12 protein-coding genes and 2 pseudogenes are annotated in these 12,735 nt (G+C 68.5%); 9 read left to right on the plus strand and 5 right to left on the minus strand.

Annotation, left to right across the window (positions count from 1 at the left end; translation table 11 throughout):
- Positions 1–118 precede the first annotated feature (118 nt).
- Together RI138_RS18630 and RI138_RS18635 are read left to right on the plus strand one after the other, a co-directional pair.
- A complete protein-coding gene (locus RI138_RS18630; protein ID WP_311120847.1) occupies positions 119–559 on the plus strand; it encodes a MarR family winged helix-turn-helix transcriptional regulator in 441 nt (146 codons plus the stop codon).
- Between the two features lie 131 nt (positions 560–690).
- Positions 691–2,025, plus strand: a complete 1,335-nt coding sequence (locus RI138_RS18635; RefSeq protein WP_096631453.1) for an MFS transporter — start codon at positions 691–693, stop codon at positions 2,023–2,025.
- A gap of 106 nt (positions 2,026–2,131) precedes the next feature.
- Here the strand turns inward: RI138_RS18635 and RI138_RS18640 are convergent, their stop codons facing one another.
- Positions 2,132–2,716 (minus strand): Uma2 family endonuclease, encoded by a 585-nt coding sequence (locus RI138_RS18640; protein ID WP_311120848.1) that lies wholly within the window; start codon positions 2,714–2,716, stop codon positions 2,132–2,134.
- Between the two features lie 102 nt (positions 2,717–2,818).
- On the opposite strand from RI138_RS18640, the gene thpR reads away from it, so the two are divergent.
- Positions 2,819–3,418, plus strand: a complete 600-nt coding sequence (gene thpR, locus RI138_RS18645; RefSeq protein WP_311120849.1) for an RNA 2',3'-cyclic phosphodiesterase — start codon at positions 2,819–2,821, stop codon at positions 3,416–3,418.
- Here thpR and RI138_RS18650 read toward each other — a convergent pair.
- Positions 3,327–4,421 (minus strand): EamA family transporter, encoded by a 1,095-nt coding sequence (locus tag RI138_RS18650; protein WP_311120850.1) that lies wholly within the window; start codon positions 4,419–4,421, stop codon positions 3,327–3,329. The two genes, thpR and RI138_RS18650, sit on opposite strands and share 92 nt — an antisense overlap.
- Before the next feature lie 224 nt (positions 4,422–4,645).
- Between RI138_RS18650 and RI138_RS18655 the strand changes: the two genes are divergently transcribed.
- The 3 genes and pseudogenes from RI138_RS18655 to RI138_RS18670 all read left to right on the plus strand — a co-directional run.
- Positions 4,646–5,134 carry a MarR family winged helix-turn-helix transcriptional regulator gene (locus tag RI138_RS18655; RefSeq protein ID WP_311120851.1) on the plus strand — a complete coding sequence of 163 codons (489 nt, stop codon included), beginning with the start codon at positions 4,646–4,648 and terminating at the stop codon, positions 5,132–5,134.
- 70 nt (positions 5,135–5,204) lie between these two features.
- On the plus strand, positions 5,205–6,194 hold the full coding sequence (locus tag RI138_RS18660) for an aldo/keto reductase (RefSeq protein ID WP_311120852.1): 990 nt from the start codon (positions 5,205–5,207) through the stop codon (positions 6,192–6,194).
- A 152-nt stretch (positions 6,195–6,346) separates the two neighbouring features.
- Positions 6,347–6,771, plus strand: a pseudogene (locus RI138_RS18670) (transposase family protein); the annotation flags it as partial.
- A gap of 383 nt (positions 6,772–7,154) precedes the next feature.
- On the opposite strand, the pseudogene RI138_RS18675 reads toward RI138_RS18670, so the two are convergent.
- Positions 7,155–7,351: pseudogene (locus tag RI138_RS18675) on the minus strand (prolyl aminopeptidase); the annotation flags it as partial.
- A gap of 586 nt (positions 7,352–7,937) precedes the next feature.
- On the opposite strand from RI138_RS18675, the gene RI138_RS18680 reads away from it, so the two are divergent.
- Both RI138_RS18680 and RI138_RS18685 read left to right on the plus strand, forming a co-directional pair.
- On the plus strand, positions 7,938–8,204 hold the full coding sequence (locus RI138_RS18680) for a hypothetical protein (RefSeq protein ID WP_311120853.1): 267 nt from the start codon (positions 7,938–7,940) through the stop codon (positions 8,202–8,204).
- Positions 8,205–8,356: 152 nt separating this feature from the next.
- The gene (locus RI138_RS18685) at positions 8,357–8,908 is read left to right on the plus strand and encodes a hypothetical protein (protein ID WP_311120854.1); all 552 of its coding nucleotides are present in this window, start codon (positions 8,357–8,359) and stop codon (positions 8,906–8,908) included.
- 75 nt (positions 8,909–8,983) lie between these two features.
- Here the strand turns inward: RI138_RS18685 and pip are convergent, their stop codons facing one another.
- Positions 8,984–9,961: a prolyl aminopeptidase gene (gene pip, locus RI138_RS18690; protein WP_311120855.1), complete on the minus strand. Its 978-nt coding sequence runs from the start codon at positions 9,959–9,961 to the stop codon at positions 8,984–8,986.
- 66 nt (positions 9,962–10,027) lie between these two features.
- On the opposite strand from pip, the gene RI138_RS18695 reads away from it, so the two are divergent.
- Positions 10,028–10,537: a hypothetical protein gene (locus RI138_RS18695; protein WP_311120856.1), complete on the plus strand. Its 510-nt coding sequence runs from the start codon at positions 10,028–10,030 to the stop codon at positions 10,535–10,537.
- Positions 10,538–10,556: 19 nt separating this feature from the next.
- On the opposite strand, the gene RI138_RS18700 is transcribed toward RI138_RS18695, so the two are convergent.
- On the minus strand, positions 10,557–12,581 hold the full coding sequence (locus RI138_RS18700; RefSeq protein ID WP_398863257.1) for a protein kinase domain-containing protein: 2,025 nt from the start codon (positions 12,579–12,581) through the stop codon (positions 10,557–10,559).
- Positions 12,582–12,735 lie beyond the last annotated feature (154 nt).

Genomic DNA, 12,735 nt, shown 5'->3' on the forward strand with positions numbered 1-12,735 from the left:
GCCCCGGAGCGCTCCGCGCGTCACTTTCCGCTTCCAACTCACTCGTTCGGGTGATCGGAATCTGCCGGGCCCGCAATCGGGTGGTATTTAGATAGGGTAATGAGTTACGCTAACAAACATGCCTGACCTGATCCACGACGGCGACAGTGCCGCCGCCGTGAGCTCCCTTCGCTCCGCCGTGATGCTGCTGGGCCGGCGCCTGAAGCACCAGCGTGTCGACGAGTCGCTGAGCCCCACCGAGATGTCGGTGCTCGCCACCCTCGCCCGCTGCGGATCGGCCACCCCCGGTGAGCTGGCCCGCAAGGAGCATGTACAGCCTCCGTCGATGACCCGCATCGTCGCGCTGCTGGAGGCGAAGGGGCTGGTCAGGCTGGAACCGCACCCCGATGACCGTCGGCAGAAGATGGTCAGCCAGACCGAGCAGGCCGAGGCCATGCTCGTGGAGAGCCGCACCAAGCGGAACGCCTGGCTGGCCCATCTCGCCGAGGGCCTGGACGAGGACGAGTGGGAGACGCTTCGGGCCGCCGCGCCCGTGTTGGAGAAGCTCGCCCACCTGTGATCCCACGGGCGCGAAGGCGGACCCCCGCCGGACCGGACGTCTCGTCCCGCCCGGCCGGCCGGCTGCCGGAGCGCCCGTTGTCACGTCCTCGTCGGACCGCACGCCGCAGACGCACGAGGAGATGAACCCTTTTGAGTACGGGACCCGGAGCAGACTCCGCCCCCGCACCGACTTCCACCCACGAGAGCACGACCGGCGGGACCTTCTCGTCGCTGAAGATCCGTAACTACCGCCTGTTCGCCACGGGCGCCGTGATCTCCAACACCGGTACCTGGATGTCCCGCATCACGCAGGACTGGCTCGTCCTGAGCCTGACGGGTTCCGCGACCGCCGTAGGTATCACCACGGCCCTCCAGTTCCTGCCCATGCTGCTCTTCGGCCTGTACGGCGGTGTCATCGCCGACCGCCTCCCGAAGCGGCAGATCCTGCTCGTCAGCCAGGCCATGCTCGGCCTGTGCGGCATCGCCCTGGCCGTCCTGACCCTGACCGGGGTCGTCGAGGTCTGGCACGTCTACCTGATCGCGTTCCTGCTCGGCATGGTGACGGTCGTCGACAACCCGGCCCGCCAGTCGTTCGTCTCCGAGATGGTCGGCCCCGCGCAGCTGCGCAACGCGGTCAGCCTGAACTCGGCGAACTTCCAGTCCGCCCGCCTCATCGGCCCCGCCGTCGCGGGCGTCCTGATCACCACGGTCGGCAGCGGCTGGGCGTTCCTGCTCAACGGCCTCTCGTTCCTGGCCCCGCTCGTCGGCCTGCTGATGATGCGTACGAGCGAACTGCACGCGTCGGTGCGGGTGCCCCGCGCCAAGGGGCAGCTGCGGGAAGGCCTGCGGTACGTCCGCGGCCGCCCCGAGCTGGTCTGGCCGATCGTCCTGGTCGGCTTCGTCGGCACCTTCGGCTTCAACTTCCCGATCTGGCTGACCGCCTTCGCCGACGGGGTCTTCGACGGCGGCGCCGGGATGTACTCGTTCTTCAACATCCTGATGGCGGCCGGTTCGCTGGCAGGTGCCCTGCTCTCGGCCCGCCGCCGCTCCTCGCGGCTGCGGATGCTGGTGGCGGCGGGCACGGCGTTCGGCCTGCTGGAGATCGCCGCGTCGCTGTCCCCGTACGTCTGGCTGTTCTCGCTCCTGCTGGTCCCCATCGGCATGCTGGGTCTGACGACGAACATCACCGCGAACACGAGCGTCCAGATGGCCGCCGACCCGGAGATGCGGGGCCGGGTGATGAGCCTGTACATGATGGTCTTCGCCGGGGGTACGCCGGTGGGCGCCCCGATCGTCGGCTGGATCAGCGACACGTACGGCGCCCGCATCGGGTTCGCGGCGGGCGGCGCGATCTCGGTGATCGCCGCCCTGGGCGTCGGCTTCGCCCTCGCCCGCGTGGGCGGCCTCCGCCTGAAGGTCGACCTCCGCCCGGGCCGCCCGCACGTCCGCTTCGTCCCGCGCGAGCAGCTGACGACAGCGGCGTAGCGCGCTGGATACGGCTGCTGGATGCGGCTGCTGGATAAGGATGGCTGTACGGGCAGAACGCCCTCCTCCGGAGCGACCGGGAGGAGGGCGTTCTTCGCGCGGCGGGTCAGTCGCGGGGGAAGGCGTCGGTGGTCAGGGTGAGACCGACGACGGTCGACGTCAGGTCGACCGGGGTCCCGAAGTCCAGGCTCAGGACGCTGCGGTACTCGTCGTCCTTGGGCAGCGTGTGCAGGTGCCATGTGCCGGTGTACGGATCGACGATGAGGTGGACGGGGACACCGGCGAGGGCATAGGCGGCCTTCTTGGAGCCGTAGTCGTTGGCGGCCGTGCTCCTGGAGATCACCTCGGCGACGAACTCGATGTCCTGGCAGCGCCAGCGGCCGTCCTCGCCTTTGGCGGCGTCCGCGGAGAGGGCTGCGACAGCGGAGGCGAAGCCGTTGAGGAGGCCGGGGAAGTCGATGCGTACGTCGGTTTTCAGCTGCCGGCGTTCGTAGGTGGTGCGCAGCTGCTCCAGGATGTCGAAGGTGATTTCCCAGTGCGTGTCCCGCTGCGGCGACATGTAGACGTTCCCCTCGGCGATCTCGACCTTGAATCCCTCGGGGACGGGCTCAAGCCACTCGAACATCATGTCCAGGGTGCGCTCGTCGCTGGTGTCGGCCATGTCGATCCTGTCGGTGTCTACGACGGTCATCGTGCCGCTCCTCCCCGCTGCCGCACGGGCGTGCGGGCAGCCGCGTGGTGCAACGATAGGCCCGGCGCCCCGGACACGCCCGGACCTGCCAGACTCGCGCGCATGAGCAGCCACAGCTCCGGCCGTCCGCCCACCCAGCGGCTCTTCGCCGCCGTCCTCCCGCCCGCCGAAGCGGTCGCCGAACTCCGTACGGCACTCGCCCCGCTCCACGCATTGCCGGGCTCGCAAGGCCTGCGCTGGACGCGACCCGCCGACTGGCACTTCACGCTGGCGTTCTACGGCGAGGTGCCGGAGGACGTCCTGCCGGAACTGTCGGTACGCCTCGAACGGGCCGCACACCGCACCGAGACCCTCCCCCTCCGCATCCACGGCGCCGGTCACTTCGGCGGGCGCGCGCTGTGGGCCGGGGCGGCGGGCGGGCTCGACATGCTGCGGCTGCTGGCCGAGCGCGCCGACGCAGCCGCCCGGCGGGCCGGGCTGCCGATGGAGGAGCACCGCCGCTACTCCCCGCACCTCACGCTGGCCCGGAGCCGCCGGGCTGAGGTGGACCTGCGGCCGTTCACCGAGGCGCTGGCGGGGTTCGAGGGGCAGCGCTGGGAGGTCGAGGAACTCACTCTCGTACGGAGCAGCCTCCCGGACTCGGGGGTTCCGGGGGAGCGGCCGCGCTACGAGGAGGTGCGGGCCTGGCCGCTGGGCCGGTGAGCGGTGCCGTTACGCTCGAAGGGTGGACCCGAAGACCAGAAACCGCATCATGGCGGCCGTGCTCGTGCTGATGTTCCTCGTCGTCGCCGTGGGGGCCGCCCTCGGCGGATGAGGTGGCTGAGCCCGGTGGGCGTGCGGCTTCGGACGGCGTGCCGCGCTGTGCCAGGACCACCGCCCCGACGACCCCGGCCGCGCCGAGCAGCTGGAGCGGCCCGAGCGTCTGCCCCATGAAGAGGTAGCCGAGGACCGTCGCGCACAGGGGCGAGGCGAACGACAGGAACGAGGCGGCGAGCGCGGGCAGCCGCGCCAGCCCGTTGAACCAGACCGCGTACGCGAGCAGCGCCCCGACGATGCTCAGATAGCCGAAGCCGCCGACGTTGCCCCAGGTCAGGCGGTCCGGCAGTGATTCGCCGAGCAGGGTCACGGGCAGCAGGAACAGCCCGCCGGCAGTCAGCTGCCACCCCGTGAACGCGAACAGCGATACCCCCTCGGGCCGCCCCCAGCGCTTGGTCAGTACGATCCCGCCCGCCATGGACACGGCTCCGAGCAGCCCGGCGATCACGCCGACGAGGTCCAGCCCGGCCCCCGGCTGGAGAACCAGCAGCGCCACGCCCCCGGCCGCGATCACGCAGGCGGCGAGGTGCGCGGGCCGTATCCGGGCGTCGAGCAGGAGAGGCCCGAGCAGCAGCACGATCATCGGCTGGACGGTCATCACGAGGGCCGCCACGCCGCCGGGCAGGTGGTAGGCGGCGAGGAAGAGGAAGTAGAAGAAGGCGCCGATGTTCAGGATGCCGAGGACGGCGGCCCGCACCCACCAGATGCCCCGGGGCAGGACCCGGGTGACCGCGAGCAGGACGAGGCCGGCGGGCAGCGCCCGTACGGTCGAGGCCAGCAGGGGCCGGTCGGGTGGCAGGAACTCGGTGGTGATCAGGTAGGTGGAGCCCCATACGGCGGGGGCGAGGGCGGTGACGGCGGCGGTCGTCACGGGACGCTGGTCGGGCATGGGGACTCCGGGGGGTCGGTCGACGGCGGACGCGAAAGCTCCGGCTGGAGCCCCGGTTCGGCTGGAGCCCCGGTTCCGGCCGGAGCTCGGGCCGTCCGCTCGACGTAAAACATTTCGACATCGAACGAACTCGCGCCAAGGGAAACCGTAGGTCGCGGAGTAGACTCACGTCAAACAGTTCGACGTCGAATTAATCAGGCTGACGAGAGGCGAGGTGGGCGCTCATGCGCGACGCGGTCGACGACTTCCTGGACCAGTGGGCCGCCCTGCGTTCCGATCTGGACCTGGAGGCCATGGGTGCGGTGGGACGGCTGCTGCGGCTGACCCGGCTCGTGGACAAGGAGGTCGGCCGCTACTTCGCCGAACACGGCATGGAGCGCTGGGAGTTCGACGTCCTGGCCACGCTCCGCCGCAGCGCACGTCCCCTCACGCCCAAGGAGCTCGCCGCCGGCGTCATGGTCAGCTCCGCCGCGCTGACGAACCGCATCGACCGGCTGGACGCCCGCGGCCTGGTCACCCGGGAGGCCGTCCCCGGCGACCGCCGCAGCCTGCACATCACGCTCACCGAGGCCGGGCGCGACCTCGTCGACGACACGGTGGAGGGGCATGTGCGCAACGAACGCAGGATGCTGGCGGACCTGGACGCGGCGGACTGCGAGGAGCTGAACCGGCTGCTGCGCGCGGTGCTGATCACGCTGGAGGACGCCCGCTGAGCGTGGGCCCGCGGCCGCACGATTCCGGGTGCTTGCCTGGAGTGGACTCGAAGGAGTTGGCTTGGGGCTCATGAAGTACACACAGCTCGGACGTACGGGACTCAAGGTCAGCAGGCTCGTTCTCGGGACGATGAACTTCGGCCCGCAGACCAATGAGTCGGACAGTCACGCGATCATGGACGCCGCGCTCGGCGCGGGCCTGAACTTCTTCGACACGGCCAACGTCTACGGCTGGGGCGAGAACAAGGGGCGCACCGAGGAGATCCTCGGAACCTGGTTCGCCCAGGGCGGCGGCCGCCGCGACCAGGTGGTCCTGGCCACCAAGGTGTACGGGAACATGGCCGCCGGCGGCGAGTCCTGGCCCAACCACGACAAGCTCTCCGCCGTCAACATCCGGCGCGCGGTCGAGGCCTCGCTCAAGCGGCTCCAGACGGACCACATCGACCTCTACCAGTTCCACCACGTCGACCGGAACACGCCGTTCGACGAGATCTGGCAGGCGATCGACGTCCTGGTCCAGCAGGGCAAGATCCTGTACGCCGGGTCCTCCAACTTCCCCGGCTACAAGATCGCCCAGGCCAACGAGCAGGCCGCCAGGCGCGGTTCGCTCGGCCTGGTCAGCGAGCAGTGCATCTACAACCTCGCCGAACGCCGCGCCGAGATGGAGGTCATCCCGGCCGCCCAGGACTACGGCCTCGGCGTCATCCCCTGGTCGCCGCTGCACGGCGGCCTGCTGGGCGGCGTCATCAAGAAGACGACCGAGGGCGGCCGCCGAGCCTCGGGCCGCGCGGCCGACGCCCTGGCCGACACCAAGGTCCGCGCACAGATCCAGTCCTACGAGGACCTGCTCGACAAGCACGGCCTGGAGCCCGGCGAAACGGCCCTGGCCTGGCTCCTGACCCGCCCCGGCATCACGGGCCCGATCGTCGGCCCCCGCACGGCCGACCAACTGGCCGGCGCCCTGCGCGCACTTGACCTGGACCTCCCGGAGGCCGTCCTCACGGGCCTGGACGAGATCTTCCCGGGCCCGGGGCCTTCGCCGGAGGCTTTTGCCTGGTAGCGGGCGGGTGTTGTGCCTGCGCAAGTGAAAGAGGGGCCTCCCGTCGCGGTGACGGGAGGCCCCCCCTGTGTTACTGCGCGATTACCTCAGCTGAGGGCTTGGAAGTCCAGCCACCCGCTGTTTCCGACGGCGACTCCGCGGCTGGAGAGGTTGGAGTGGGCGTAGAGCTTGTCGTCGCTGCCGGTGGCGAAGATATCCGCCCGGCCGTCCGAGCCCGCGTCGGGGAATGCGTTCGCGAGGCCCGCGAGCACGGTGTCATCACCGCTCTCGCAGGGGTCGGCATCGTCTGCTGGGCCGACAAGGGATACCAAGGAGCCGGGGGGTACGGTCAGTGTTCCCTACCGCGGCCGGTGGGAGACGCTTTCCGCAGGCCAGCAGGCCAGCAGGCCAGCAGGCCAGCAGGCCAGCAGGCCAGCAGGCCGTCAACCGGTCCCACGCGAAGATCCGGGGCCTGGTCGCGCAAGCCGTCGCCACCCTCAAATCCTGGCGTCTCCTCCGCAAGCTTCGCTGCTCGACCACTCCCATCACGAGCCTTGTCCAGGCTGTCCTCACCCTGCGTCTGGCCAGCTCTGAGTGAAGATGGAAAAGGGTCACTAGAACTCGCGCGCAGAGCAGGTCTATTCTGTCGAAATGAGTCTCGTTGGAGGTCAAGGGATTGAATTCAGTGGCGGAAAAACTATACGTAGAGCGGTGAGTTCGGCTGCTGAAGGTGAAGATGAGAGGAATTGTGCCGTATGCTGGCAATAGCGGTCGGGGTGTTGATCTTTTCGGCCGGCGTTCGCCTAGTGGGAAATTTCTGGGGCCTGGCGAGTTGGATGCTCGACCACGCGTCATCCTTGGTTAATGTCGGGGGGCGATGGTAAATGCTTTTCGACTGGTAGGAGTTGTCGCGATGGTAGTCGGGCTCTTCTGGGTCGCTACTGCGCTCCCGGAGATTCTCTGAGCCTTACCGCTTGACGTCGCGAAGCCGTCTAGCGCCCTCAGTACCGCCCGCCGGGTCTCCGCGACGCCCAGGCGGCCCGCGTTGTCGATGATCGTCAGTTCGGCGTCCGGCCAGGCGCGGTTGAGTTCCCAGGCGCCAGGCGGGGGGTCAGGGCGCTCGCCAGGTCGAAGCGGCCCTGGACCGGGGAGCCTGGGATGCCGGTCAGGCGGGGCGCAAGCGGCCCAACATGACAGGATTAACACGGGCGTGGGTACAGTCACCTCTGTTGCCTATGGGTACTGGGCATGGAGGGCGAATTGCGGTCCAATGCCTAGCAGGTATTGAGGGGGTCTGTGATGGGTAGAATTGGAGTGTTTGTTCTAGCGTTGGGTGGGGTCGGCCTATTGGTCTCGACTAAAGGTGATCGAGGCTATTACAATTGGGTGCGGAATCAGAAAATATGGGCGGGGGTCAGTGCTGGTTTCATGCTCGTAGGGATGATCCTCATGGATTTTGATTCGTGATTCCTCCAGGAGGGCGCCACTTCGGGTGTGCTCACCTGGAGGTGCGGCTATGGGGCAGTTGAGTCGGTAGGAGCGAATTGGGCTTAGGTGATAGCGGAGTCGCAGTCTAATCGAGTTGATTACAGAGGCGATGTCGACGGAGCCCTTGGGGTTTCAGGGCACTTCTCCGAAGATCGAGAAAGTGGGGAAGGTGGGGTTGCTGTTTTGCTGTGCGATGCGTGATTGATTTCGTAGCGTGAGAGCAAATGGCCAATCGTTCCCATTGGTGATTTCCGCGCACCTCGCCTGGAGGAGAGTATGTACGAAGTATTCCTTGCGGCTCGAACTTCTCATTCCGTAAATTACGGTGAACTTGCCGTTGGGTCCCTGATTGCCGTCATTGGTTCCCTGTTGGCTTTGAATGTGAGGGGTTGTGCTGAGTTTGCTGCTGATTTCCTGGGGGCTAAAGTATTTTCTGCCTTCTACCGCAATGATCTCATCCTGAGGATTCCGGCTGGATTTTTCGCGATGGCCGGACTCGGTTTCTCCTTGATTAATCTCAAGATCCTCTTCTTTGGTTTCTAGCATCGAAGTGAGACGGGCTTTCGGGGTTCTCCGGCGGTATGTTTCGGTTCGCTGGGGTGTTAGCGGAGCCCTTTCCGGCTCATGCTGATGCGTGAGAGTGGGCGCGGCGTGGACGATCGTGGGAATTATCGAAATATAGGAGCGAGGTCGCAATGAAGTCGATCGTGCTGCGGCGGAGTTCCTGGGTGATGATCTCCTGGGCGGTCATCATCGGCCTCGGTATCGGCATGCTTGTCGCAGCGCTCAGGGTAACTTCGGTGAATGGATTCCGAACCGGCTGGCAAGGGATCCCCGCCTTTCTGGCGCTTGTCGTGGTTGTCGGTAGAGTTGCGAATTGCAAGATTGTCCTGCGGAGAGATGTGCTCGTAGTGGTGAACCTGCTGCGTACCTACACTCTCCCGGCGGCAGCGATTCGTGAAGTATCGGTAGGCGGCGACGGAACTCTTGAGGTGCATCTCGACAAACATCGAGTCGTCTCGGCCTTCGCCTTCGGCGGGTCTCTGATCGATCATTTCAAGGGTTCGAGCAGCGAGGCTGCGCGCAAGGTCAACGCATGGCTCGATACTGCCCTCACGCAGAGCGAGCGAGACGACTTCACTCCGCAGGTGCGCTGGACACGATGCCTTCTTGCAGATGCAGCTCTCGGCCTGTGCGTTGCACTCACCGGCGTGGGCATGGTGTGGATGGCCATTACCGGCCGCTGATGGCGCCTGCGGCGCAGTTCGCACTCGATGGCTCCGGCCGCCGGTTCCCCGCGATGAACCGGCGGCCGGACTCGTTCAGCGGCGCCTTTCCGCGAACCCGTCCAGCGCCCCCAGCACCGCCCGCCGCGTCGCCGCCCCGCCCATGTGGCCCGCGTTGTCGATGATCGTCAGTTCGGCGTCCGGCCAGGCGCGGTTGAGTTCCCAGGCGGTGATCAGGGGGCTCGCCAGGTCGAAGCGGCCGTGGATCAGGGCGCCTGGGATGCCGGTCAGGTGGTGCGCCCGGTCGAGCAGTCGGCCTTCCTCCAGCCAGGCGCCGTGGGCGAAGTAGTGGGCGCAGATCCGGACGAGCGCCTGCTGGTCGCGGTCCGGGCGGCTGCTGTACGGGGGCGGGCCCGCGATCGCCTCCATCGAGATGACCGCGTCCTCCCAGGCGCACCAGTCGGCCGTGGCCTTCTCCCGTACGGCGGCGTCCTCGCTCTCCATGCGGCGGGCGTACGCCGCGACCAGGTCCGTGGGGCCCGTCGCCTCCGGGACGCCCGCGCGGAAGGCGTCCCAGGCCTCGGGGAAGAGCTGGCCGACGCCCCGGTAGAGCCAGTCGATCTCGCTGCGGCGGGTCGTCGTCACCGACGGGATGACCGCCTCCGTGACCCGCTCCGGGTGCTCCTCCGCGTACGCCAGAATCAGGGTGGAGCCCCAGGAGCCCCCGTACAGCAGCCAGTTGTCGATGCTCAGGTGTTCCCGAAGGCGCTCCATGTCGGCGATCAGGTGGGCTGTCGTGTTGTACGCCATGTCCGTCGCCGGGTCGCTCGCGTGCGGTGTCGAGCGGCCGCAGCCCCGCTGGTCGAAGAGGACCACCCGGTAGCGGTCCGGGTCGAAGTACTGGCGGGCGCGGGGGGTGCAGCCCGAGCCGGGGCCGCCGTGGACGACGAGGGCCGGCTTGCCGTCCGGGTTGCCGCAGGCCTCCCAGTACACGTGGTTGCCGTCGCCCACGTCCAGCATGCCGCTCTCGTACGGTTCGATCGGCGGATACAGCTCGTCCGGTTCCCGGTCCATGCTTCGTGCCTCCCTCAGTGAGCCGGACAGCCTACGGTGCCTGCCGTGCGACGTAACCTGGGTGGCGTGAACGCTGCTCCCCGGGTCCTCGCGATCATCGATGAACTCCTAACCTCCACCAAACCCAATGCACGGGGTGCGCTGTGGCATCTCGGCGAGGTTGGGCGGGAGTTGGACGCCAATCTCGTGCGGCTTCCGGCCGGAGCCGAGGTCGGCGAGCATCAGGAGGACGTGCTCGATGTCCTTCTCCTCGTGGTGGCTGGTGGCGGGAGCCTGCGGTCCGGAGACGGCCAGGCCCTGGAGTTGGGGACGAGCACCCTCCTCTGGCTGCCCCGCGGCTCACGCCGCTCCCTCGCCGCCGGGCCGGACGGGCTCGCCTACGTCACCGTCCACCGCCGCCGTCCCGGACTCGCGATCAAGGCGACCGGCAGCGGGGCGTACGAGAGTGGGGAGGGGCATGCAGGTGGCGAGGGCCCCTGCATGCTGGACCGGGTCTGCCCGGGCTGCGGGCGGTTGTCCGACGACCCCGCGCCCCTCTTCTGCAGCCGGTGCGGGGAGCCGTTTCCGGAGCGGTGAGCCGCCCCCTGGCAGTGCCTCAGTACCCCTCGCACTCCGTCAGGTCCGGGCGACCCGGCGGGTTCTTGTCGCCCACCAGGCCCGAGAGGTTCTCCGTGTACATGTCTTCCCAGGTCTTGCTGCCCAGGATGGTGCGGAGCGCCGCGCACACCTCGCCCTTCAGGGTCGGCGTTCCCGGCCGCATCGCCACGCCGTAGCCCTCCGCGCCCTGGATGTTCTCCAGCCGCCGCACCTTGCCCGGGTTGGCCTTGAGGTACCCGGCGAGAATGATGTCGTCCGAGGCCACCGCGTACACGTCGGACATCGGGTCCAGCAGTCGGTCCAGGCAGTCCTGGTACGTGTTGGGCTGCGACTCGGCCATCGTGAAACCCTGCTCGGGCAGGGCCTTCTCGTACGTCGACGCCCGTGCCGTGCACACCTCGACGCCGAGGTCCCGCAGGTCGCTGGAGTCGTTGATGGTGTACCTGCTCGACTTCTCACGGACCAGGAAGCCCCGGCTCGCCTCGTAGTACGGGCCCGCGAAGTCGACGCTGTACCCGCCCGGTGAGGCGGTCTTGCGGTCGTCCGTGATGCTGTACGAGGCGATGACCAGGTCCACCTGTTTGGTCTTGAGGGCGGTGCTGCGGTAGTCCGTGGCGACCGTGGTGAAGGCGACCTCGCCCCGGTCGTAGCCCATGCTCTCGGCGATCGCGTAGGCCAGGTCGATGTCGTAACCCTTGTACGTACGGGTCTTCTCGTCGAACATGCTCAGGCCCGGCTGGTCGTCCTTGACGCCGATCTCCAGCGTGGGGTGGGTGTCCTTCCACCGTTCCTCGGTGCCGCCTCCCTTGCCCGAGCCCGAGCCCGAGCCCTGGCTCTGGCCCTGGGCCGAACCGGCTTCGTCCCCGCCGTCGCCCTGTGCGACGAGCCAGCCCGCGCCCGCCAGCAGCGCGACGGACACGACCGCCGCCGCCACCTTCCAGCCGCCGTACCGGCCGCGCCGTACGCTCGCCGAGGGAGCGACGGGAGGGGGAGGGACGGAAGGATTGGCGCGCGAGGCGGAGGGAGGAACGGCGTTGCCCCGCAGGGGTGTTGACGGGTTGGGTGTGGACACGGCCGTCGGCGGGTGCGTGTTGGCGGCACCCGGGGAGGTGGCGGGGCGCGGTGCGGCCGGGTCGTCGAGGACCTCCCGGAGCATCGCCTCCGCCGTCGCCGCGTCCAGGCGCTCGCGCGGATCCGTGATCAGAAGGCCCTGGATCACCGGGGCGAGCGGTCCGGCGTACCGGAGAGGCGGCTCCGGCGACTGGCGGATGTTCTCCTGGACCTCCCACACCTCGCGCCCGCCGAACGGGACCCGGCCCTCGGCCATTTCGTACAGCGTGATCCCCAGCGCCCAGAGGTCCGATGCGGGCGTCGGCCCCGGCGATGCGGGGGCGAACAGCTCGGGGGCCAGGTACGGGGGTGTGCCGATCACGCTGCCGGAGCGGGTCACCCGGTCCGCGCCCTCGAACGTGGCGATGCCGAAGTCGACGAGGATCGCGAGCCCGTCGTCCCGTACGAGGACGTTGCCGGGCTTCACGTCGCGGTGGACGACGGAGGCGCCGTGCACCGCCCGCAGGCCCTGGAGGATCTGGAGGCCGATGTCCGCCGCCCTCGGCACGGCGAGGACCCGCTCGCCGCGCAACAGGTCGGCCAGGGACCGCGCTTCGAGGAGTTTCATCACGATCCAGACCTGGTTGTCGGTCTCGACCTGGTCGTGGACCGTCACCACGTTCTGATGCTCGATCTTGGCGATCGCCTCCGCCTCGCGCCGGGCCCGCTGCATCGCCGCCGTCTGCGTGCCCGCCGTCATGGCGTTGCGGTCGAGCAGGCCCTTCACGGCGACGAACCGGCGCAGCCGCCGGTCGTGGGCCTTCCAGACCTCACCCATGCCGCCGCTGCCGATCGGCTCCAGTAGTTCGTAGCGTCCGTCGATCACGAGGAGGGGCGCACCGCCCGCAGGTTCGCCCTGGGGCGTGCTCCCCGGGGCACCCTGGGGTGTGTTCGCCCTGTCTTCGCTGTGCATACGCCCCCGACCCCCTGTGAACTCCATGGCCCAGGCCAGATTAGACGCTCCGTCATGTTCCGACCGGACTCATGACGGGTCTCATGGCAGGTCTCGCGGCACGTCTCGTGGCACGTCTCGTGGTGGGTCCCCCGGTGGGCCCCCGGGAGGTGTC

The organism is Streptomyces durocortorensis (genome assembly GCF_031760065.1).
Lineage (GTDB): Bacteria > Actinomycetota > Actinomycetes > Streptomycetales > Streptomycetaceae > Streptomyces.

Bases quoted from the DNA above. Each gene is read 5' to 3' on its own strand.
- RI138_RS18630 (WP_311120847.1), top strand. From the start codon at position 119: ATGCCTGACCTGATCCACGACGGCGACAGTGCCGCCGCCGTGAGCTCC.
- RI138_RS18640 (WP_311120848.1), bottom strand. From the start codon at position 2,716: ATGACCGTCGTAGACACCGACAGGATCGACATGGCCGACACCAGCGAC.
- thpR (WP_311120849.1), top strand. From the start codon at position 2,819: ATGAGCAGCCACAGCTCCGGCCGTCCGCCCACCCAGCGGCTCTTCGCC.
- RI138_RS18650 (WP_311120850.1), bottom strand. From the start codon at position 4,421: ATGCCCGACCAGCGTCCCGTGACGACCGCCGCCGTCACCGCCCTCGCC.
- RI138_RS18655 (WP_311120851.1), top strand. From the start codon at position 4,646: ATGCGCGACGCGGTCGACGACTTCCTGGACCAGTGGGCCGCCCTGCGT.
- RI138_RS18660 (WP_311120852.1), top strand. From the start codon at position 5,205: ATGAAGTACACACAGCTCGGACGTACGGGACTCAAGGTCAGCAGGCTC.
- RI138_RS18680 (WP_311120853.1), top strand. From the start codon at position 7,938: ATGTACGAAGTATTCCTTGCGGCTCGAACTTCTCATTCCGTAAATTAC.
- RI138_RS18685 (WP_311120854.1), top strand. From the start codon at position 8,357: ATGAAGTCGATCGTGCTGCGGCGGAGTTCCTGGGTGATGATCTCCTGG.
- pip (WP_311120855.1), bottom strand. From the start codon at position 9,961: ATGGACCGGGAACCGGACGAGCTGTATCCGCCGATCGAACCGTACGAG.
- RI138_RS18700 (WP_398863257.1), bottom strand. From the start codon at position 12,581: ATGCACAGCGAAGACAGGGCGAACACACCCCAGGGTGCCCCGGGGAGC.